The 21,336-nt window shown below is 60.1% G+C and carries 18 protein-coding genes; 4 read left to right on the forward strand and 14 right to left on the reverse strand.

Annotated elements, in window-relative coordinates; all coding sequences use genetic code 11:
- Window positions 1–181 precede the first annotated feature (181 nt).
- Window positions 182–1,942, reverse strand: a complete 1,761-nt coding sequence (locus SM764_RS17620; protein ID WP_065270286.1) for a SulP family inorganic anion transporter — start codon at window positions 1,940–1,942, stop codon at window positions 182–184.
- 766 nt (window positions 1,943–2,708) lie between these two features.
- Complete coding sequence (locus tag SM764_RS17625) at window positions 2,709–3,929, reverse strand: acyl-CoA dehydrogenase (RefSeq protein ID WP_368946582.1); 1,221 nt, start codon at window positions 3,927–3,929, stop codon at window positions 2,709–2,711.
- A 105-nt stretch (window positions 3,930–4,034) separates the two neighbouring features.
- Between SM764_RS17625 and SM764_RS17630 the strand changes: the two genes are divergently transcribed.
- The gene (locus SM764_RS17630) at window positions 4,035–4,946 is read left to right on the forward strand and encodes a LysR family transcriptional regulator (RefSeq protein ID WP_274828116.1); all 912 of its coding nucleotides are present in this window, start codon (window positions 4,035–4,037) and stop codon (window positions 4,944–4,946) included.
- Between the two features lie 129 nt (window positions 4,947–5,075).
- Here SM764_RS17630 and phoB read toward each other — a convergent pair whose 3' ends face one another.
- The 11 genes from phoB to SM764_RS17685 form a co-directional block, all read right to left on the reverse strand.
- Window positions 5,076–5,765: a phosphate regulon transcriptional regulator PhoB gene (gene phoB, locus SM764_RS17635; RefSeq protein ID WP_065270283.1), complete on the reverse strand. Its 690-nt coding sequence runs from the start codon at window positions 5,763–5,765 to the stop codon at window positions 5,076–5,078.
- 3 nt (window positions 5,766–5,768) lie between these two features.
- Window positions 5,769–6,479, reverse strand: a complete 711-nt coding sequence (gene phoU / locus SM764_RS17640; RefSeq protein WP_065270282.1) for a phosphate signaling complex protein PhoU — start codon at window positions 6,477–6,479, stop codon at window positions 5,769–5,771.
- A gap of 23 nt (window positions 6,480–6,502) precedes the next feature.
- Window positions 6,503–7,297: a phosphate ABC transporter ATP-binding protein PstB gene (pstB, locus tag SM764_RS17645; RefSeq protein WP_065270281.1), complete on the reverse strand. Its 795-nt coding sequence runs from the start codon at window positions 7,295–7,297 to the stop codon at window positions 6,503–6,505.
- Between the two features lie 11 nt (window positions 7,298–7,308).
- On the reverse strand, window positions 7,309–8,673 hold the full coding sequence (pstA, locus tag SM764_RS17650) for a phosphate ABC transporter permease PstA (protein WP_369002377.1): 1,365 nt from the start codon (window positions 8,671–8,673) through the stop codon (window positions 7,309–7,311).
- Window positions 8,673–10,151, reverse strand: coding sequence for a phosphate ABC transporter permease subunit PstC (gene pstC / locus SM764_RS17655; protein ID WP_065270279.1), 1,479 nt, complete (start codon window positions 10,149–10,151; stop codon window positions 8,673–8,675). The genes pstA and pstC overlap by 1 nt, the downstream gene beginning before the upstream one ends.
- Window positions 10,152–10,254: 103 nt before the next feature.
- Window positions 10,255–11,310, reverse strand: a complete 1,056-nt coding sequence (locus SM764_RS17660; protein WP_274832245.1) for a substrate-binding domain-containing protein — start codon at window positions 11,308–11,310, stop codon at window positions 10,255–10,257.
- 246 nt (window positions 11,311–11,556) lie between these two features.
- Window positions 11,557–12,597: an ATP-binding protein gene (locus SM764_RS17665; RefSeq protein ID WP_274832244.1), complete on the reverse strand. Its 1,041-nt coding sequence runs from the start codon at window positions 12,595–12,597 to the stop codon at window positions 11,557–11,559.
- Window positions 12,598–12,659: 62 nt separating this feature from the next.
- Window positions 12,660–13,844, reverse strand: a complete 1,185-nt coding sequence (locus SM764_RS17670) for a trans-sulfuration enzyme family protein (RefSeq protein ID WP_065270277.1) — start codon at window positions 13,842–13,844, stop codon at window positions 12,660–12,662.
- On the reverse strand, window positions 13,845–14,369 hold the full coding sequence (locus tag SM764_RS17675) for a gamma carbonic anhydrase family protein (protein WP_065270276.1): 525 nt from the start codon (window positions 14,367–14,369) through the stop codon (window positions 13,845–13,847). It lies immediately after the preceding gene.
- On the reverse strand, window positions 14,366–15,007 hold the full coding sequence (gene gmk / locus SM764_RS17680; protein WP_065270275.1) for a guanylate kinase: 642 nt from the start codon (window positions 15,005–15,007) through the stop codon (window positions 14,366–14,368). The genes SM764_RS17675 and gmk overlap by 4 nt, the downstream gene beginning before the upstream one ends.
- Window positions 15,008–15,038: 31 nt before the next feature.
- The gene (locus SM764_RS17685; protein WP_369002378.1) at window positions 15,039–15,935 is read right to left on the reverse strand and encodes a YicC/YloC family endoribonuclease; all 897 of its coding nucleotides are present in this window, start codon (window positions 15,933–15,935) and stop codon (window positions 15,039–15,041) included.
- Window positions 15,936–16,201: 266 nt separating this feature from the next.
- Between SM764_RS17685 and SM764_RS17690 the strand changes: the two genes are divergently transcribed.
- Window positions 16,202–17,029: a PAS domain-containing protein gene (locus tag SM764_RS17690; RefSeq protein ID WP_369002379.1), complete on the forward strand. Its 828-nt coding sequence runs from the start codon at window positions 16,202–16,204 to the stop codon at window positions 17,027–17,029.
- 223 nt (window positions 17,030–17,252) lie between these two features.
- Here the strand turns inward: SM764_RS17690 and SM764_RS17695 are convergent, their stop codons facing one another.
- A complete protein-coding gene (locus SM764_RS17695) occupies window positions 17,253–18,635 on the reverse strand; it encodes a class II 3-deoxy-7-phosphoheptulonate synthase (RefSeq protein ID WP_274839177.1) in 1,383 nt (460 codons plus the stop codon).
- A 184-nt stretch (window positions 18,636–18,819) separates the two neighbouring features.
- Between SM764_RS17695 and SM764_RS17700 the strand changes: the two genes are divergently transcribed.
- Both SM764_RS17700 and SM764_RS17705 read left to right on the forward strand, forming a co-directional pair.
- Entirely contained in the window at window positions 18,820–19,827 is a 1,008-nt protein-coding gene (locus SM764_RS17700; protein WP_065270271.1) for a GlxA family transcriptional regulator, read from the forward strand.
- 290 nt (window positions 19,828–20,117) lie between these two features.
- Window positions 20,118–21,311 (forward strand): ABC transporter substrate-binding protein, encoded by a 1,194-nt coding sequence (locus tag SM764_RS17705; RefSeq protein ID WP_065270270.1) that lies wholly within the window; start codon window positions 20,118–20,120, stop codon window positions 21,309–21,311.
- Window positions 21,312–21,336: the final 25 nt, after the last annotated feature.

The following is a 21,336-nucleotide window of genomic DNA, read 5'->3' on the forward strand; positions in this document are numbered from 1 at the left end:
GTGACCGCCTGAACGGCACGCCTAGAAAGTGCCTTGGATGGCGCACCCCACTCGAGGCGTTCAGAGAAGAGATGATGAAACTGAGATAGCGGATACTGTCGCAACGACCCTTGAGCCATCACGACAGGGCGCCACTATGATGCGCCCTGTCGACACTCAATCAGGTTGCTGTATTGCGCGCCTATGCGCTGATCTTGTCACGCGGCTGTGCTGCGCTCAGCGTTTCAAAGGCTTCATTCTGGGACAGGAAGATCTGGCCGCTCAGCGCATCCAGGAAATGGCTGCGTTTCAGACGATCCATGACTGGCCCTTTAACCTCGGACATATGCAGCTGGATCCCCATGTCAGACAGCCGTTGGTTCATTTCCTCAAGCGATTCAAGCGCACTCAGATCGATTTCGTTCACTGCGGAGCACATCAGCACGACGTGTTTGATCTCATCACGGCCTTCGTGCACGCGCGCCAGGATCAGGTCCTCCATACGCCGCGCGTTGGCGAAGTACAGGCTTTCGTCGATCCGGAGCGTGACGAGCGAAGGATCGGTCACCACGTTATGGCGGTGAATGTTACGGAAATGCTCGGTTCCCGGCACCTGCCCCACCTCGGCCACGTGCGGGCGCGAGGTCTTCCACACGAACAACAAAAGCGAGACCAGCACACCAGCAGCGACACCGGTTTCCACACCAACCAACAGCGTCAGCAGGATCGTGGTCAGAACCGCGGCGAAATCGGCTTTGGAATAGGTCCAGGCAGTTTTGAGAATCTTCAAATCAACCAGTGAAAGGACCGCAATGATGATGGTCGCTGCCAGTGTTGCCTTGGGAAGAAAATACAGCAGCGGAGTCAAAAACATGGCGGCAAAGGTCAGCCCAACGGCGGTAAAGGCGCCCGCAGCCGGGGTGCGCGCACCGGCGTCAAAGTTAACGACCGATCGAGCAAAACCGCCTGTCACCGAATAGCCACCAGACAAGGCAGAGGCCAAGTTCGCAGCGCCAAGGGCTTTAAGCTCTTGGTTTGGATCAATTTTCTGGCGGCGCTTGGCGGCCAAGGTCTGCGCGACCGAGACACTTTCAACATAGCCGATAATGGTGATCAGCGCTGCAGGACCAATCAGGGCCGGAACCAGCGCCCAGTCGATCATCGGCAGGCCAATCGGCGGCAGACCGGTCGGCACCTCGCCCACCACGGAAACCCCCATCTCAGGCAGGTTCAGCGCCCAGGACAATACGATCGTTCCGATGACGGCAAAGACCGGGCCAACCCGGGCTGCGGTTCCGGCGGCGCCTTTTGACAGGCCGACCTTTTGGTGCAGCACGTTCGCCATATGTCGGCGCACCCAGATCAAAAAGCCGAGGGCCAGCGCGCCGACCCCGAGGGTCCAGAAATTGACCTGACCAAGCCCCTGCCCCAGCGACAGCAGAATTTCCGGCAGATTGTGACCATGCGCCGGAATGCCCAACAAATGCTTCATCTGGCTAACTGCGATCAGCAGCCCCGAGGCCGTAATGAACCCAGCGATCACGGGATGCGACAGCAGGTTGGCCACCACACCCAGACGCAAGGCCCCCATCGTTGCCAGCATCAAGCCGGACAGCAGTGCCAGCACGGCGGCGGCGGCAGTGAACTCTGCAACAGTGTCCAGACCCAGCGGCGCCAGCGCAGATGCGCTCATCAACGACACCACGGCGACCGGCCCCACGGCCAGGGCACGCGAGGTGCCGAAGATCGCATAGGCCACCAAAGGCAGGATCGACGCGTAAAGCCCGACCTCGGCAGGTAGCCCGGCGAGCAAGGCATAGGCCAGTGACTGCGGGATAAGCATGATCGTGACGATCACTGCCGCTGTCATATCCCCGGTGAAATCAGGGCGGTCATACCGTCGTCCCCAGTCCAAAATTGGAAACAGGGATTTCAAGTCGATGCGGGACAGTGGCGAAGACATTGCGGAGGCTTTCCTGAGAATGGATCGCGCCGCGCACCCGATCAGGTGTCAACGCGCTCAATACATATTCGTAAAAGCATATATATATTCGATGAGAGGGAGGAAAGCCCTTTCATTAAAATTGTTACCGCACGCCCCTGTACGCCCTCGTAAAACACTGTTAAAAAAGAATTAAGTACGAAGGATACTGCAAAGCCGCCCTTCAATTTCTGCCGGTGTTATTGCAAAAACACCGGGGCAATTTTGCATGTTGCGACTTGCAGAAACGCAGGTCCGGCGCTTAGCCGCACAAGAAGGGGAATGCGCCCCTCCCTACCCTTTGCGATTTTCTATGGATTCACGTCGAACCTTCGGACTTCAGGGCTATTTGGGTATTTACGCCCATGCTTGAGAACTTGGCCTCAACGCCATGCTCAAATGCTGATGGTATCCCGTGGCGGTTAACTTCGGTAAATGGTGGATGGACGGCAGCTGACCGCGCAGGAGGTTGCTAAAAATAAGCACGGGCAATTTGAAGCATCCCTTGCTTCTGCTTCAGCGTTAACCTCCGCCTTTACCGTTTTGGATCCATTTCGAAGGGAAACGAGCGAAAATCCTGTGCCTTTGTCTTTGCAGTGATGTGAGGACGAGGGCTATCTGCACTATTGCAGGCCTGAAATGCAAAACCGCAAGGCCGGTGGGCACTTGCGGTTTCGAGACTGATGTCAGTCAATCGGGGCCAGACTGCGGAAATTAACGATCTGGCCCCGGATTTTGGCGCTATTCGTTAAAAGAACGCCTGCAGACCGGTCTGAGCGCGACCCAGGATCAGCGCGTGAACGTCGTGCGTGCCCTCATAGGTGTTGACCGTTTCCAGGTTCACCATGTGGCGGATGACCTGGAATTCCAGGCTGATGCCGTTACCGCCGTGCATGTCGCGGGCCATGCGGGCGATGTCCAGCGCCTTGCCACAGTTGTTCCGCTTGACGATCGAGATCATCTCGGGCGCGGCATTGGCGGCGTCCATCAAGCGACCAACACGCAGCGAGGCCTGCAGGCCAAGGGTGATTTCGGTCTGCATATTGGCCAGTTTCAGCTGGAACAGCTGGGTGTTGGCCAGCGGACGTCCGAACTGGGTGCGGTCCAGACCATACTGACGTGCGGCGTGCCAGCAGGCTTCGGCGGCGCCCATCGCACCCCAGCTGATGCCGTAACGTGCGCGGTTCAGACAGCCGAACGGACCTTTGAGTCCTTGCACGTGCGGCAGCAGCGCGTTTTCACCGACTTCGACGCCATCCATGACGATTTCACCGGTGATGGAGGCACGCAGCGACGCCTTGTTTTGGATTTTCGGCGCGGAGAGGCCCTTCATGCCTTTTTCCAGCACGAAGCCACGGATCTTGCCGCCGTGCTCTTCGGATTTTGCCCATACGACAAAGACATCGGCGATCGGCGCGTTCGAAATCCACATCTTGGAGCCGGTCAGCTTGTAGCCAGTCGCGGTCTTCTCGGCGCGGGTTTTCATGCCTGCGGGATCAGAGCCGGCATCGGGCTCGGTCAGGCCAAAGCAGCCGATCCATTCACCAGATGCCAGTTTCGGCAGGTACTTCTTGCGCTGCTCTTCGCTGCCATAGGCATAGATCGGGTACATCACCAGCGAGCTTTGCACCGACATCATCGAGCGATAACCGCTGTCGACGCGCTCAACTTCGCGCGCAACCAGGCCGTAAGACACATAGCCTGCGCCCAACCCGCCGTATTCCTCGGGGATGGTGGTGCCCAGCAGACCCATCTCGCCCATCTCGCGGAAAATGGCGGGATCTGTGTGTTCGTTTTCATATGCTTCGGTAACGCGCGGCTGCAGCTTTTCCTGCGCATAGGCACGGGCCGAAGCAGCGATCATGCGCTCATCTTCGTTCAGCTGGTCGTCCAGACGCAGCGGATCTTCCCAGTTGAAGCCGCTCAGATCGGGCGCATCCTTAGCCCGCAGTTTAGGTGCATCGGTCATGTCTTGCCCCTTTGTCGTTGATGTTGAAACCTGCGGCGACCCTAACGGTGGGTTAAGGAAAAAAACAGCGAGACTTTTGCAAGCATATATGAGTAAAAAGCATACATGAGTGCACCACGTCGTTTTCTCCCGTCCATTTCTGCCCTGCGCGCGCTCGAGGCACTGGATCGTTTGGGCAGTGCATCGGCGGCGGCGGCCGAATTGTCGCTGACCCAAGGCGCGGTGAGCCGCCAACTGCAGGCGCTCGAACGGCAACTGGGGCTGGATCTGGTGCACCGGGACAAGAAAAAACTGACCCTGTCGGCCGAAGCGCAGGAATACGCCGGAGAAATCCGTGCCGCGCTGAACCAGATTGCCCAGTCGACGCTGCGCCTTCAGACCGCGCCCTTGGCTGGAACGCTGAATCTCGCGATCCTTCCGGCCTTTGGCATGCGCTGGCTGATGCCGCGCCTGCCGGAATTTGCTCGGCTGCATCCGGATGTTACCATCAATATGACGACGCGGCTGGAGCCTTTCAGCTTTGCCAGCGAACCCTTTGATGCGGCGATCCATTTTGGCCGCGCAGAATGGCCGGGCACCGACGCCCTGTTGTTGAAACATGAACAGCTTTTACCGGTCTGCGCGCCGGATCTGGTGGTCGGCACGGCCTTGCGCGGCCCCAAAGACATTCTGAACCTTCCACTCTTGCATATTCAGACCCGCCCCGAGGCCTGGTCGGATTGGTTTGCCGCACAAGGCGTGGAGGCGCCAGAGACCGTTAGTGGTACCATGTATGATCAATTTGCAACCATTACTCAGGCCGCAATGCACGGGTTGGGGGTCGCCTTGATGCCGGATTATCTGGTGGAGCAAGATCTGGCGACCGGGCGGTTGGTGGCGCTGCACCCTGCCCCGACAGAAACGCGCGGCGCCTATTATCTGGTCTGGCCGACCAGCAAATCCAACGCGCCCGCGCTGCGCAAATTCCGCGACTGGCTGGCCACCAAGGCGCAGCCCGAAGATCCGCTGCCGCGTTGAACCACGCCCAACCACTAGGCAAAACAAAGGGGGGGGCGTCCGTACCCCACCGCACACCAATCGTGCACCCTGCGTGCGCCGCTGTGGCCCAATCCATGGGACCAAGCGGAGCACGCAAATTTGGAAGAATTAGCCGAGCGCGTAACCTGCGCCGCGCACCGTGCGCACAGGATCGTCGCCGCCATGCTGGGTCAGCGCCTTACGCAGCCGCCCGATATGTACGTCGACGGTGCGGGTGTCGACGTAGATGTCGCGGCCCCAGACCCGGTCCAGCAGCTGTTCCCGGCTCCAGACCCGGCCCGGCTTTTCCATGAAGGTCGACAGCAGGCGGAATTCGGTCGGCCCCAGTTTCAGGGGCTGGTCCGAACGGCTGACCTTGTGGGTCTCCGCATCCAGAATGATGTCGTCAAACTCCAGCCGCACGCCAACGGTGGACGGACGCACCCGGCGCAACTGGGTCCGCACCCGCGCCATCAGCTCGATCACCGAATAGGGTTTTACCACGTAGTCGTCAGCGCCGGTTTCCAGACCGCGCACCTTGTCCACCTCTTCGGAACGGGCCGAGAGCATGATGATCGGAATGCCGCGGGTTTCGGGCCGTGTCTTCAGGCGGCGGCAGACTTCGATCCCGCTGAGGTTCGGCATCATCCAGTCCAGAACGATGATGTCCGGCGTGTCCTCCTCGACCAAAAGCAGCGCCTCTTCGCCGTTTTCGGCGCGGATCACACGGAACCCGTCTGCTTCGAGGTTGTAGGCCAGCACTTCACGTTGGGCCAATTCGTCCTCGACGACCAGAACAGTGGGCTGATCGGCAGCCATGTCTTAGACCTCCTGCGGAGTGGTTGAGGTGGTATCGGCCTTGGGCCGGTCGTCCTCGGGACGGCTGCCGGTAACCAAGTAGATCAGCTCTTCGCAGATCGAGGTCACGTGATCGCCCATGCGTTCGATGTTCTTGGCGATGAAATGTAGATGCATACAGGGCGTGATGTTGCGCGGATCTTCCATCATATGGGTCAGGAATTCGCGGAATAGCGCATTATACATCTGGTCGACGTCGCGGTCGCGGGTGATCACATCGCCCGCCAGTTCGACATCGCGCTGGATATAGGCGTCCAGCGCATCCTTCAGCATCAGTTCAACCTCACGCGCCATCCGGCGCAGGGCGGCGGCGCTGTCCAGCGCATCATGGCCCTGGATCAGGACCCCGGTGCGTTTGGCGATATTCTTGGCGTAATCGCCGATGCGTTCCAGATTGCCGGCGATCTTCATCACCGACAGCACCACGCGCAGATCCACCGCGGCCGGGGCGCGGATGGCGATCACCCGAGCAGCTTCCTCGTTGATCAGCTCTTCGAGCCCGTCGATGGCCTTGTCGTCGGCGCGCACCTTCTGGGCCAGTTCCTCGTCCCGGGTTTCCAGCGCGCGCGCGGATTCCATGATGGCGGCTTCGACCAGCCCGCCCATTTTCATGATCCGGGCCTGGATCGCCTCCAGATCCCGGTCAAATGCGGATGCGATATGTTGCTCTTCCATGTCTCAGTCCTTGCAATGAGGGATCAGCCGATACGGCCGGTAATGTAGCTTTCGGTCCGCGGATCTTCGGGGTTGGTGAAGATCTGACCGGTGTTGCCGAACTCAACCAGGTTGCCGAGGTGAAAGAAGGCGGTTTTCTGGCTGACGCGGGCCGCTTGCTGCATCGAGTGGGTGACGATCACCACCGAATAGCTCGCGCGCAGCTCGTCGATCAGCTCTTCGACCTGGGCGGTCGCGATCGGGTCCAGCGCCGAACACGGCTCGTCCATCAGCAGGACTTCGGGTTCGGTCGCCACGGCGCGGGCGATGCACAGACGCTGCTGCTGACCACCGGACAGGCCGGTGCCGGGCGCATGCAGGCGGTCCTTTACCTCATCCCATATGGCGCCGCGGCGCAGGGATTTTTCGACGATCTCATCCAGTTCGGCCTTGCTCCGGGCCAGCCCGTGAATGCGCGGGCCATAGGCCACGTTGTCATAGATCGATTTCGGGAAGGGGTTCGGTTTCTGGAACACCATGCCAACCTTGGCGCGCAGCTGCACCGGATCGACCCGCTTGTCATAGATGTCTTCGCCGTCCAGCAGGATCTTGCCGGTGACGCGGCAGATGTCGATGGTGTCATTCATCCGGTTCAGGCAACGCAGGAAGGTCGACTTGCCACAGCCCGAAGGACCGATAAAGGCGGTCACGGTATTGTCTTCGATCTCGACATTGACGTCTTTGATCGCGTGGGTGTCGCCGTAATAGACGTTGACGTCGCTGGCCGAGATTTTGATCGTGTTGGTCACAGTCTTATCCAGTCTACTCATGTCGTTCATATCGGTGCCCCCTACCAGCGGCGTTCAAAGCGGCGGCGCAGGATCACGGCCACCGTATTCATGGTTACGAGGAAAACCAAAAGGATAATGATGCCGCCCCAGGCCCTCTCGTAAAAGGCCGGGTCGGCGCGTTTGGCCCATTCATAGATCTGCGCGGGCATGGCCGAGTTCGGCGCCAGCAGACCATCGGCCAGGGTTTCCGGCGCGTTGGAGGCGATGAAGCCCACCATGCCGATCAGCAAGAGCGGCGCGGTTTCGCCCAGTGCCTGCGCCAGGCCGATGATGGTGCCGGTCAGGATGCCGGGCGCGGCCAGCGGCAGCACATGGTGGAACACCGCTTGCATTTTCGAGGCACCGACACCCAGTGCCGCATCGCGGATCGACGGGGGCACCGCCTTCAACGCCGCGCGGGTCGAGATGATGATCGTGGGCAGGGTCATCAGCGTCAGTACCAAGCCACCCACCAGCGGCGCCGACATCGGCAGGTGCATGTAGTTGATGAACACCGCGAGGCCGAGGATACCAAAGACGATGGACGGTACAGCGGCGAGGTTCGAGATATTCACCTCGATCACATCGGTGAGCCAGTTCTTGGGCGCAAATTCCTCAAGATAGATCGAGGCTGCAACCCCAATGGGCAGGGCCAGCGCCAGCACCACCAGCATCATGAACAGGGAACCCATCATCGACACGCCGATGCCGGCGGCCTCTGGGCGTTGATCCGAGGCATCCGCGCCGATGATGAAATCGATGTTGAAGGTCTTCTCGATCACGCCTTCAGCAACCAGCGCATCGACCAGATCCAGCTGCGCGGCCGAGATGTTCTTGTCATTCTCGATGCTGTCGCGGTTGACGCGCCCTTTTAGGTAACCATCAACGCGGCTTTGCGCGAGAAAGCGGAACTCGACCGTCTGTCCGATCTGGTCGGGATTTTCGATCACAAAGGCCCGCAGCTGTGCCACGGCGTTCTTGGACAGAAGGCCGGCCATGTCCTTGGATTTGAGCCCGGTTTCGATGCCGCGCGCGTCGATCATGTCCTGCATCGCGCCCTTGACCAGCGGGGCATAGCCGAAGGTGGTGACCTTCTTGATGTCCTCGATGTCGCGGTTGCCCTTCTTGTCGAGTTTGCTTTCCAGCAGCTCCACGTTCAACGTGACAAAGGTCTGCTGAAAGGCGCCCGCGCCGCGGCCCACGATGGTGGTGACCAGGACGGCCAGCATCATCAGGCCCACAAGGATGGCCGCAATGCCATAGGCCTTGAACCGGGTCTCAGCGGCGTTGCGTTTGCGGGTGCGGGGGCTTTGCGACAGGAGCGATCCGCCCTTGGTCGTCTGTGGCCCGCCAGAGCCGCCGGAGGTGTGACTGATATCGGTCATTAGTCGTACTGCTCCCGGTATTTGCGCACGATATAGAGGGCCAGAACATTGAGCCCCAGCGTCAGAACAAAGAGGGTCAGGCCCAGAGCGAAGGCGACCAGCGTTTCCGGGCTTGCGAAATCGGTGTCGCCGGTCAGCTGGCTGACGATGCGGGTGGTGATGGTGGTCATCGATTCAAGCGGGTTGAGCGAGAATTTGGCAATCGCCCCTGCCCCCATGACCACGATCATGGTTTCGCCGATGGCGCGCGAGGCTGCCAGCAGCACGGCGCCGACGATGCCCGGCAACGCGGCCGGCAGAACCACCTGACGCACGGTTTCGGATTTGGTGGCACCAAGGCCAAGTGAGCCATCGCGCATCGACTGCGGCACCGCGTTGATGATGTCATCGGACAGGGACGAGACAAAGGGGATCAGCATGATGCCCATGACCAACCCAGCCGTCAGAACCGAGGTGGCGCCGCTCATCCATTCGACGCCAAGAACGCCGTTTTCGCCCTGACCGAAGAAGCGCACCAGCAAGGGGCCGACAGTCAACAGGGCAAAGAGACCATAAACGATGGTCGGGATACCTGCGAGGATCTCCAGCAGAGGCTTGGCGAAGGCGCGCACCGCCGGGCCGGCGTATTCAGAGAGGTAGATCGCTGCGAACAACCCCACGGGCACTGCCACCAGCAGCGCGATGAAGGAAATATAGAGCGTGCCCCAGAGCAGCGGCAGGATCGACAATTCGCTGTCACCGCGAAAATTCGGCGCCCAGGTGGTGCCAAAGAAGAAGTCGGTCCAGGAATGCAGCCCAAAGAAATTCTTGGTTTCAAACAGCATCGACAGAACGATGCCGATCGTGGTCAGGATCGCCAGAGAGGCCGCTAGGATCAGCAGCGCCATGACAACCCGCTCCACCACGTTGCGGGCGCGGAAATCCTTGTCCGACTTGCGATATGCCAACCCAAAGCCGCCAAGCGCCAGCAAGAGGACCGCGACGGTCATTGCCGTGCGGCCTGTGTGCGACAGCCCCCGGTAGGCGCGCGCGGCGTCCAGAACTTCGGGACGCACATCAGCGCCAAGCGCGACGCCAACCTCCCCCAGAATGCCCCGCAGGTCGCCGGTCTCGCTGTCAAATTCGCGCACTTCACGGGCGCTCAGCGCGCCCTGCTCAACCGCCAGATCCAGCCCTTCGGCCACCCGGCGCACATCGCTCATCACGAGGCTGAGCGAGGCGTTTTCCGGCACCAGATCCGCGGGGATCATGGAGGACACCCGGTTTTCGATCAGCATGGGCTGGGCCAATAGCCAGATCACCAGAGCCGCCAAAGACGGGATCAGTGCGCTCAACCCCACATGAGAGCCGTAGTAGCTCGGCAGGGAATGCAGCAGGCGGGGGTCACCACCGGCCGAAGCAAGCGCGCGGCGACGGCCCAGAACATATCCGGCGGCCGCGATGACACAGAGTAGAACAACAAGCCAGAACGTCGGCATCAAAGGCTCCGTTTGGTGGCGGATTAAAATTCAGAGTGTCCGATTGGACAGAGAAATGGCCGGGGGAACGTCCCCCGGCCAAATCAGATCAGCGGGGGAATGATTAGGAGTTTCCACCCATTACGTCTTCGTTTGCAACCGCTTCCTGGGTTTTCGCCAGTTCCGGGTCTGCAACCAGACCGTATTCGGCCAGCGGGCCATCGGGGCCTGCAACTTCGTCGGCGATGAAGAATTCAGCATATTCTTTCAGGCCGGGGATCACGCCGATGTGGGCTTTCTTCACGTAGAAGAACAGCGGGCGCGAGACCGGGTATTCGCCGGTTGCGATGCTTTCGGTGGAGGGAACGATACCGGACATGGTTGCGACCTGCAGTTTGTCGGTGTTGTTCTCGTAGAAGGCCAGACCAAAGACGCCGATGCCGTCTTTGTTGCTCTCGATGCGGGCCAGAGTCTCGGTGTAGTCACCGTCGATGTCCACGGAGACGCCGTCGGTGCGCAGGGAGATACAGGCTTTCTCGGCTGCTTTCTTCTTGGCTTTGTCGCTGTCACCTTCGGCGCCGGCCAGGATGTGCTCGAATGCGCCGGTGGCTTCGCAGCCTGCCAGGATCACCTTGTCTTCGAAGACTTCGCGGGTGCCGTGCTTGGTGCCGGGGATGAAGGCCTGGATCGGCTGCGCCGGGAAGGCCGGGTTCACGTCGGCCCAGGTTTTGTTCGGGTTGGCGACCATTTTGCCGTCGACCATGATTTCGTCGGACAGAGCCAGGTACCAGTCGGTCGGGGTGAATTCGAAACCGTTGCCGTTGATGTCGGAGGCAAAGACAATGCCGTCATAACCGATACGGACTTCGATGATGTCGGTGACACCAGCTTCGGCACAGGCTTTGATTTCTTTGTCTTTGATTTTGCGCGATGCGTTCGCAACGTCGATGGTGTTTTCGCCAACACCTTCGCAGAAACGCTTGAGACCGGCCGAAGAACCGCCGGATTCAACAACCGGTGTCGGGAAGTCGAAGTTTTCGCCAAAGGCTTCGGCAACGATCGAGGCATAGGGCAGCACGGTCGAGGAGCCGGCAACCTGCACCTGATCACGTGCGGCGGCAGCGGTGGCCGAAACGGCAGCGATTGCCAGGGCGGATGCGGAAAGTTTCACAAAGGACATTTCAGTCTCCATGAGGTGTTAGAAGGTTCACGATCACCCCCACGATGATCTTGGCCTCCTGCTAAAGGGCGGTCATGTGGCTTTTGTGACAGGTATGTAACAGGCATATGACAATCGCCGGATTGTGACGGAAATTGTGACAAAAACCTTATCCTACTGGTTCACGGCGCCCATACGCCCCTGTGCAATCCGCAAGGAGGCGTTCATACCCTTCGTTTTTCGGAAGCGGATGGTGGCGCAGGAAGGTTACTGCGGCAGGATCACGGTGAAGGATGCCCCTGCCCCAAGATCGCTTTCAACCCTCAGTCGGCCCCGGTGCCGGTTGATGATGTGTTTGACGATTGCCAGACCCAGACCGGTACCGCCCAGCTCGCGCGAGCGATGGCTGTCGGCGCGGTAGAAACGCTCGGTCAGGCGTGGCAGATGTACCGGATCAATGCCCGGACCATTGTCGATCACCTGGATGCGGGCCGCCGGAGCGCGCAGGGCCGGATCCCGCTCCATCGGCGTCAGCACCACGCGCACCTCATCGCCACCGTATTTGATGGCGTTTTCGATCAGGTTGGTGAAGACCTGTTGCAGCTGATCGGAATCGCCGGTGACATGCACCGGCTCGTCGGGCGCCTCAAGCGACAGGGCGACATTGCCGGCCTCAGCCAGCGGCTGCATGGATTTTAGGGTGGATGTCAGATGCGCCGTAAGGTCCAGTTTTTCTTTTGGCCGCACCCGCTCCGCGCTTTCGACGCGGTTAAGGGACAGAAGATCGCCGACCAGACGGTTCATCCGGCTGGCTTCCCCTTCCATGATCGCCAGGAAGCGATCACGGGCTGCCGGATCGTCGCGGGCGGCGCCGCGCAGGGTTTCGATAAACCCCATCAGCGCGGTCAACGGCGTGCGCAATTCATGGCTGACGTTGGCGACGAAATCGCGGCGCATCTGGCCAGCCTGTTCGCGCTCGGTCACGTCGGTGAAACACAACAGTACGGCGCCGCCATTGACGGCGCCGATGCCGGGGACGTAGCGCAGGCTCACCTCGAATGTGGTGTCCTGCGCGCCGTCATTGGACAGATGTCGGGCGGTGCGCGCAGATTTGTCCTGCAGACAGGCTTCGATTGCAGCGGTGACGCCGGGCTGGCGCAGAATGGTGGCGAAGTGCCGCCCCTTCAGTTGCTGCCCCAAAAGGGTGGTGCCGGCCGCATTGGCACCGATGAAGCGTTCGGTCTGATCTACCAGCACCGCAGGCAGCGGGATGGCTTCGAGAAACCCTTCGATCAGCTCTTGCGTCATGGCACTTTGGCCCCTTTTGGATGGCGGTTCGGCCCGTGTACCTTTCCAATGTAACGGTTTTATTATGACGCTGCGGCCGCCGCGACCGCCTCGGAGAACACCGCCAGTAGCGCCGCCGGGTCCTCCAGACCAACCGACACCCGGAAGAACCCTTCGCTGAGGCCGAGGCCCGCGCGTTCTTCTGGCGTCAGGGCCCGGTGCGACGAGGAGGCCGGATGCGACAGGGTGGTGCCCACATCACCCAGCGTCGGGGCAAAGTTCAGCCCGTCCGCCGCGCGGGTAAATGCGTTGGCCGCGGCCCGGCCGCCTTCGAGTTCGAAGCTGACCATATTGCAGCCCTGCCCCTTGAGCAGATCCATGGCGCGGTCATGATCCGGGTGATCTTTGCGCGTCGGGTAGATCACGCGCTTGACACCCGGCATCCCGGCCAGATGATCGGCCAGCGCCGCAGCCGTGGCCTGGCTGCGCTCGAACCGCAGCTCAAAGGACAGCATGCCGCGCTCGGCCAGCCAGCAATCAAACGGGCTGGGCGTCATGCCGGTGGTGACGGAAAACACGCTGAGCCGTTCATTCAGCGCCGGATCGCGTGCCACCACATAGCCCAGCATCACATCGGAGTGGCCGGCCAGCAGTTTGGTGATCGAATGGATGACGATATCGGCGCCGTGGTCGAACGGCTGAAACCCGCGCGGAGTGGTAAAGGTATTGTCCACCACCAGCAGAATGCCGGTTTCCTTGCACAGGGCGGACAGCCCGTCGATATCCGCCACCGCCAGCGTCGGGTTCGACACGGTTTCGACCAGGATCATCTTGGTCTCCGGACGGATCGCAGCACGCACGGCCGCAATATCCGCCGGATCGGCAAGGCTGGTTTCGATCCCCAGACGCGGCAGGTCTTCCTTCATGAGGCGCAGCGAGCGGCCATAAAGCTGGTTGCCGCCGATCACGTGATCGCCGGTCTTTGTCAGCCCCAGCAGAACCGCAGAAACCGCTGCCATGCCCGAACCGGTGACAACCCCGCCCGACATGCCTTCCATCGCATCCAGACGTTTGGCCACCACATCCGCGTTCGGATGTCCCTCGCGGGAGTAGGTATAGCCGTGCACTCGGCCTTCATACTGGTCATCCAGCGCATCAGGGGTTTCGCTGGCGTAAACCACCGAGGGGCTGAGCGGCGTCACGACCGGGTGGCTGGCACTATGGGGAAGCGGATCGGGCCGCATCAGCGAGCCTTTGGAATTTCTCATTTAGTCGACCTTTTGCAGTTCTTCACGAAAGCGGCGCATGTTGTCCTGGTAATGGAGCGCGCTCCACTTCAGCTTTTCGATTGTTGCCTCATCTACCTGACGCACAACCTTGCCCGGAGCGCCCATGACCAGGGAGCCATCGGGAATTTCCTTGTTCTCGGTGATCAGCGCGCCTGCCCCGATCAGGCAGTTCTTGCCGATCTTGGCGCCGTTCAACACGGTCGCGCCCATCCCGATCAGGGAGTTTTCGCCGATGGTGCAGCCATGCAGCATTACCTTGTGACCGATGGTGCAATTCTTGCCGATGCTCAATGGGAACCCAGCGTCAATATGCATGACGACGTTCTCCTGCACATTTGATCCTTCGCCGATGCGGATCTCTTCGTGGTCGGCGCGGATGGTGCAGCCGAACCAGACCGAAGATCCGGCCTCCATCACCACCTTGCCGACCAGGTTGGCATCGGGGGCAACCCAGGTATCTTCGTGGATCTCGGGCTTGTCTGCTCCAAGGGCGTAAAGGGTCATGACATTTCCTCAAACTCTGCTTGCAGACCGCGCACGTGATCCACCAGATGCGGTTGCTGAATCCGGCGTAGACGGGTCGCGGTGATGATCGTGCGCAGGGCTTGCTCGGTGGTGTCCAGATCGTCGTTGATCAGCACATGGTCATAGCTGCCCCAGTGGCTGATTTCGTCCCAGCTTTTCTCCATCCGCCGCTTGATGGTGTCGGCATCGTCCTGACCGCGGCTTTCCAGTCGGCGGCGCAGTTCGTGGATCGAGGGCGGCAAGAGGAAGATCGACAGCGTGTGCTGGCCAAGGTCCGAATTCCGGATCTGCTGCGCACCCTGCCAATCGATGTCAAACAGCACATCCTGACCCGCGTTGATCGCCGCCCGCACCGGCCCCTTGGGAGAGCCGTAGAAGTTGCCGAAGACATGCGCGTGTTCCAGCATCTCGCCTTCGGTGACGGCGGCTTTGAATTCATCCACCGTGCTGAAGTGGTAATCCTGACCGTCGACCTCGCCCTCGCGCGGGGCGCGGGTGGTGGCTGAGACCGAAAACCGGATGCTGTCGTCCCAGCTCCGCAGCCGCTTCGCCAATGTGGATTTACCTGCGCCGGATGGCGACGACAGGATGATCAATAGGCCTCGCCGATCAGCCATCAGCTGCTCTCCTCAAATTTTATGGTCTGGGTCATTCGATGTTCTGCACTTGCTCGCGCATCTGATCTATTATCGCCTTCAGCTCAAGCCCGACAGCGGTCAGATCGCTGTTTTGCGCCTTTGAGCACAGGGTATTGGCCTCGCGGTTGAACTCCTGCATCAGGAAATCCAGCTTGCGACCTATCGGGCCACCGGCCTCTAACAACTCACGCGCCGCACGCACATGGGCGGCAAGACGGTCGATTTCCTCGGTCACGTCTGCCTTGACCGCGATCAGCGCCAGTTCCTGCGCCAGACGGTCGGGGTCCATGCCATCGGAATTCGCCAGAACCCGTTCAAGATTGGTCTTAAGAGTTTCCGCGATTCTGGGCTTGCGCTCTTCTGCCAGAGCCGCCGCCGAAGCGCTGAGGGCCTCCACTTGGTCCAGTTGACGCTTCAATACATTAAGCAATTGGGCGCCTTCGGTCCGCCGCATTTCGGTGAGGCCCGCCAAAAGGGTTAAGAATTCGTCCTTCAGCGCGGCCACCAGAGGCGCCGGGTCGTCCTCTGTCACCGCGTGTTCCATCACCCCGCGCAGGGCTAGAATGTCCGATGCCGACGATGGTTTCAGGTCCACTCCCGCCGCCTGTGCAGCTGCTTCGGTCTGCGCCAGTGCCTCCAACACCGACGTGAGTGCCGCCGGGTTCAGTTGCAGTGGCCCGCCCCCCTCTTCCCGGCGCGTCAAACGCAGGGTCAGCGAGATATTCCCGCGCGATAGAGATTTGGAAAGTGTTGATCTGACAAAGGGTTCCAGACCCTCCAGCCAATCGGGAATGCGCAGGCGCAGGTCCAGACCCTTGGCGTTGACCGACCGGATTTCCCAGCCCCAGCTATGCGCATCAAGGCCCCCTTGCGCGGATGCGAATCCTGTCATGCTGTTCACAGTCATACACTTAGCCCTTCGTCGTTTTCTGCGCGCGACATTGCCACAAAGGCGCCGATAAGCACAACGGATGCGGGCCTTATTCTTTAGTATAGAAGGCCTATCCGGATCCCGTTAACCATTGCTTGAAGAAATAGTCATAATTTGAATCATATTGTGCCATATTAATGAAGCAGTAAGGATTTGGGCGGATATTGTTAAGCAGTCTTAAGAAAGCTTAACCTGCCGCCGCAGACAGTCGGGATTCTCCCGGCAAGCAAAAGGACACGGACATGTTTTTCGGCGGTCGCAAAAGCTCTGGACAGAACAAGGGTCACGACAAGGTGGTTCCGATGGACAACTTCCGCAGCCACACCCCCGTGTCGGCGATGCGCCAGGCAGAAGCCTACTGGACAGCCCTGCGTCGGGGCGACGATATTCCCAGCCGATCGCAGATTGACCCGCGTGGTCTGGAAAACATCTTGTCCCAGACCTTCATTCTCGAACGCGTCGCCCCTGGCATCGCCCGGTTCCGCCTTGCGGGCCAGAAGGTCAACGAGATGGCAGGCATGGAAGTACGTGGAATGCCGATCACGGCGTTCTTCACCCCCGATGCCCGCAAACAGCTGAGCGCCGCATTGGAGCATATGTTCGAAGCCCCCGCTATCGTTGAGCTGGAGCTGCAAACCGAACCCTCGCGTCTGCGGGGCCGCCGCGAGGCACGGATGTTGCTACTGCCGCTCCGCAGTGATCTTGGCGATGTCAGCCGGGCGCTGGGCGTCTTCGTCTCGGAAGGCAACCCGACGGGAACATCACAGCGGTTCACGGTGTCCTCGATCGAGATGCGGACCATCTCTCAGGGCAGCACCGATGGCGAATTCAAGGCCAAGCCGCGCGAAGAGAAGCAAGATATCAATACGCCGAACCCCGGCTTTGCAGAAACACAGGAGCGGTTCACGACCGAAAAGTCCATTCTGGACGAGGCGCGGGCCCTTGCCGACCGCGGCACCCTGAAGGCCACGCCGGATGCAGAAAAACCGGGTGAAACCGCAAACGGCGGTGCCAGCCAAAAGGCGCCCAAACGTGGATCACATCTGCGTCTCGTGGTCAGCCGCGACTAAGCACAGACATAGCCGGAGCACTCCGGCCGAGATTCCGGTCCAAGGTCATAGCACCGGAAAATACGCCCCGCGGAAGAACTCCCGGGGCGTTCCCTTTTCTGCCAGGCTTCACCGTTTTCAAGTCCGCTATGCCGCTCACAGCAAAAAGCCGCCCCGACTGGAGCGGCTTTTCTTTTGTTATCAGCCCTCTAGGCGCAACCCCCTAAAGCAAGCGCCCCTAGCTTCAGCCAGCCTCGGCTGTCGCAGCGGCGCCACCGCGTTGACCGCGCAGGGTGGACAGCTCTTCCGCTACCAGGAACGCCAGTTCCAGCGATTGGCTGGCGTTAAGGCGCGGATCACAGGCCGTATGGTAGCGGTCGCTGAGGTTCTCATCGGTGACAGCCCGTACGCCGCCGGTGCATTCGGTTACATCCTGACCGGTCATCTCGAAATGCACGCCGCCGGGAATGGTACCCTCGCTGGTGTGAACTGCGAAGAAATCGCGCACCTCTCGCAGAACACTGTCAAAGGGCCGGGTCTTGTAACCGCTGGTGGACTTAATGGTATTGCCATGCATCGGGTCACAGACCCATGTGACATTGGCGCCCTCTTCCTTCACCGCCTTGATAAGGCGCGGCAGATGATCCGCTGCCTTCCCGGCGCCGAAGCGGGCGATCAGCGTCAAACGGCCCTCTTCGTTCTCGGGATTCAGCTTGGCCATCAACTCCTTGAGGTCCTCGGCGGTGGTGGTCGGGCCGCACTTCAATCCGATCGGGTTCAGAACACCGCGGCAGAACTCCACATGCGCGCCGTCGGGCTGGCGGGTGCGGTCACCGATCCAGATCATGTGGCCGGAACCGGCCAGCCATTTGCCGGAGGTCGAATCAAGACGGGTCAGCGCCTCTTCATATTCCAGCAGCAGACCTTCGTGGCTGGTGTAGAACTCAACCGTCTGCAGCGTATGCGCGGTGTCGTTGTTGACCCCGGCTGCTTTCATGAAGTCCAGCGTGTCGGTGATCCGGTTCGCCATCTCGCGATAGGTCTCTGCCTTCTCGCTTTCGGTAAAACCGAGCGTCCAGGCGTGGACCTGATTCACATCCGCGTAGCCGCCGGTCGAAAACGCCCGCAGCAGGTTCAGAGTCGCGGCCGCCTGAGTATAGGCCTGCAGCATCCGGTTCGGATCTGGCACCCGCGAGGACTCGTTGAAGGCCAGATCGTTGATGATATCACCGCGGTAGCTGGGCAGCTCAACACCATCCACCACTTCGGTCGGGGCACTGCGCGGTTTGGCGAATTGCCCGGCCATCCGGCCCACCTTCACCACCGGCACCTTGGCGCCATAGGTCAGAACCATCGCCATTTGCAGCATCACCTTGAAGGTGTCGCGGATTGCATCGGCGCTGAACTGTTCAAAGCTTTCGGCGCAATCGCCACCCTGAAGCAGGAAGGCCTCGCCGCGACCGGCGGCTGCCAGGTGCTGTTTCAGACGCCGTGCTTCGCCCGCAAAAACCAGCGGCGGATACTTGGAAAGCTGCGCCTCGACGGCCGCAAGGGCCGCCGCGTCGGTATAGTCGGGCATCTGAACCCGCGGTTTCTGGCGCCAGGTCGATTTTTGCCACTCACTCATAGCTTTTCTCCGCTCAAGAGGTCTTTGGGTATTTTCGGGCCCCACGTATACAAAACCCCGTGGCCACTGGCCAGTTCAGAATTTGAACATCTTGACCCGGCGGCATTCCTGTGAGCACGGTCAAAGACAGCCAGAACGAGCCCGACTCTCTGCGCATTATCCACAACAGTCAGGGGCCCGCACCATGCAGAACCAACGCAAACGAGTTGAACTTTCCGAATCCGTCGGTCCGACCAAACGGTTCGTTTTTGTATTGCTCGAACGGTTCTCCATGCTTTCCTTTGCCTCAGCCGTTGAATGTTTGCGCATTGCCAATCGGATGAGTGGGCGCGAGCTTTATTCATGGTCGCTGCTCGCAGAAGGCGGAGAGACGGTTACCTGCTCAGCCGGAACCACCTTTCAGCTTGATGGTGACCTCAGCGAACTGCAGCGCGATGACACCATCCTTTTGTGCGCTGGGATCGATGTTCAGGGCGCCACAAGCAAGAAGCTGCTGTCCTGGCTGCGGCGCGAGGCCCGCAAGGGATTGAAGGTGGGAGGGCTGTGTACAGCATCCTACGCACTGGCCAAGGCCGGGCTTCTGGACGGAAAACGCGCAACCATTCACTGGGAAAATGCGGATAGTTTTTCCGAGGAGTTTGAAGAGGTTGAGCTGACAAAGTCGGTGTTCGTCATCGATGGGAACCGGCTGTCTACGGCTGGCGGGACCTCTTCGATTGATTTGATGCTGAAACTCATTGCCAATGACCACGGTGAAGAACTGGCCAATGCGGTGGCCGATCAGCTGATCTATTCGTCGATCCGGACCGATCAGGACACCCAGCGCCTTTCGATCCCGACCCGGATCGGCGTGCGCCATCCGAAACTGTCGATGGTCATCCAGATGATGGAAAGCAATATCGAAGAGCCGATCAGCCCATCGATCCTGGCGCAGGATGTCGGCATGTCGACGCGCCAGCTGGAGCGCCTGTTTCGCCGCTATCTAAACCGCAGCCCCAAGCGGTATTATATGGAGCTCCGTCTGCAGAAGGCGCGTAATCTGCTGATGCAGACCGACATGAGTGTCATCAACGTGGCGCTGGCTTGTGGCTTTGCCTCACCTTCGCATTTTTCGAAATGCTACCGAGCGCATTATGACACCACACCTTATCGTGAACGCGGCAGTAAATCGACACAGGCCGCCCCGCGCTGAGTGCGTCGTTGCACGTGGCCCTGATCGGCCGATCCCGGATCACTCTCACGGAGAGCATTTGGCGGCCAATTTTGGCAACGCAGTCGCGTGATTGTGTTCTTTTCCTTTGCGGAGGAACGCTGTAAAGGCACGTCCCAGTCGGGTTTATAGATAAAAATCGTGCCTGATGATGGAGGAATCGGCCCCAAAGCAAGCCGAGTGCGAAGCGAGGTCCAAATGGACTTTCTTTTTTCAAACGCCTTGCCTAGGGTCCAATGTGAACAGATTTGTTCCAACAAGGGAGTTTTCAAATGAAAAAACTACTGCTGGCCACAACGGCCGTTGCACTGACCGCGGGCACCGCATTTGCTGGTGGCCACGCCAAGGAAGTGAAACTGGGCGTTCTGCTTGGCTTTACCGGCCCGATTGAATCGCTGACCGCAGCCATGGGTGCCGGCGCCGAAATGGCAATGGCAGAAGCCACCGCATCCGGCAAACTGCTGGACGGCGCTTCGGTGACCTCTGTACGCGCAGATACCGGCTGCATCGACAACGGTCTGGCTGTTGCCAACGGTGAAAAACTGGTCGCTGAAGGCGTCAACGGCATCATCGGCGGTGACTGCTCGGGCGTGACCGGCGCGATCCTGCAGAACGTTGCGATTCCGAACGGCATGGTGATGATCTCCCCTTCGGCGACCTCGCCCGGGCTGACCACCATGGAAGACAACGACCTGTTCTTCCGCACCTCGCCCTCCGACGCCCGTGAAGGCGAAGTGATGGCCGAGATCCTGCAGGAGCGTGACATCAGCTCGATCGCCCTGACCTACACCAACAACGACTACGGCAAGGGTCTGGCGGACGCGATCAAGACCTCGTTTGAAAAGGTCGGCGGTGAAGTCACCATCGTGGCAGCCCACGAAGACGGCAAAGGCGACTATTCCGCCGAGGTTGCCTCGCTGGCTTCTGCCGGCGGCGACATCCTGGTGGTTGCCGGGTATCTGGACCAAGGCGGCCTGGGCATCATCCAATCGGCGCTGGACAGCGGCGCCTATGACACCTTCGGTCTGCCCGGTGGCATGATCGGTGACAGCCTGCCCAAGAACGTGGGTTCCGACCTTGATGGCTCCTTTGGCCAGATCGCCGGTTCCGACTCCAAAGGCGCGGAAGTCTTTGCCGAAATGGCCAAGGCGGAAGGCTTTGACGGCACATCGGCCTATGCGCCGGAATCCTATGACGCAGCGGCGCTGTTCCTGCTGGCTATGCAGGCTGCAGGCTCCACCGATCCGGCGGAATACGGTCCCAAGATCATGGAAGTTGCTAACGCTCCGGGTGAGCCGATCAACCCCGGTGAACTTGGCAAGGCGCTGGAAATCCTGGCCGCTGGCGGCGACGTCGACTTCCAGGGTGCGACCGGCGTTGAGCTGATCGGCCCCGGTGAGAGCGCAGGCTCCTACCGTGAGATCGAAGTCAAGGACGGTGCAAACACCACCGTGAAATTCCGTTAATCCTGAACAGGATAACGCAAACGAG

It is taken from the genome of Pseudophaeobacter sp. 1A16562 (assembly GCF_041008785.1).
Classification (GTDB): Bacteria; Pseudomonadota; Alphaproteobacteria; order Rhodobacterales; family Rhodobacteraceae; genus Phycobacter; species Phycobacter gallaeciensis_A.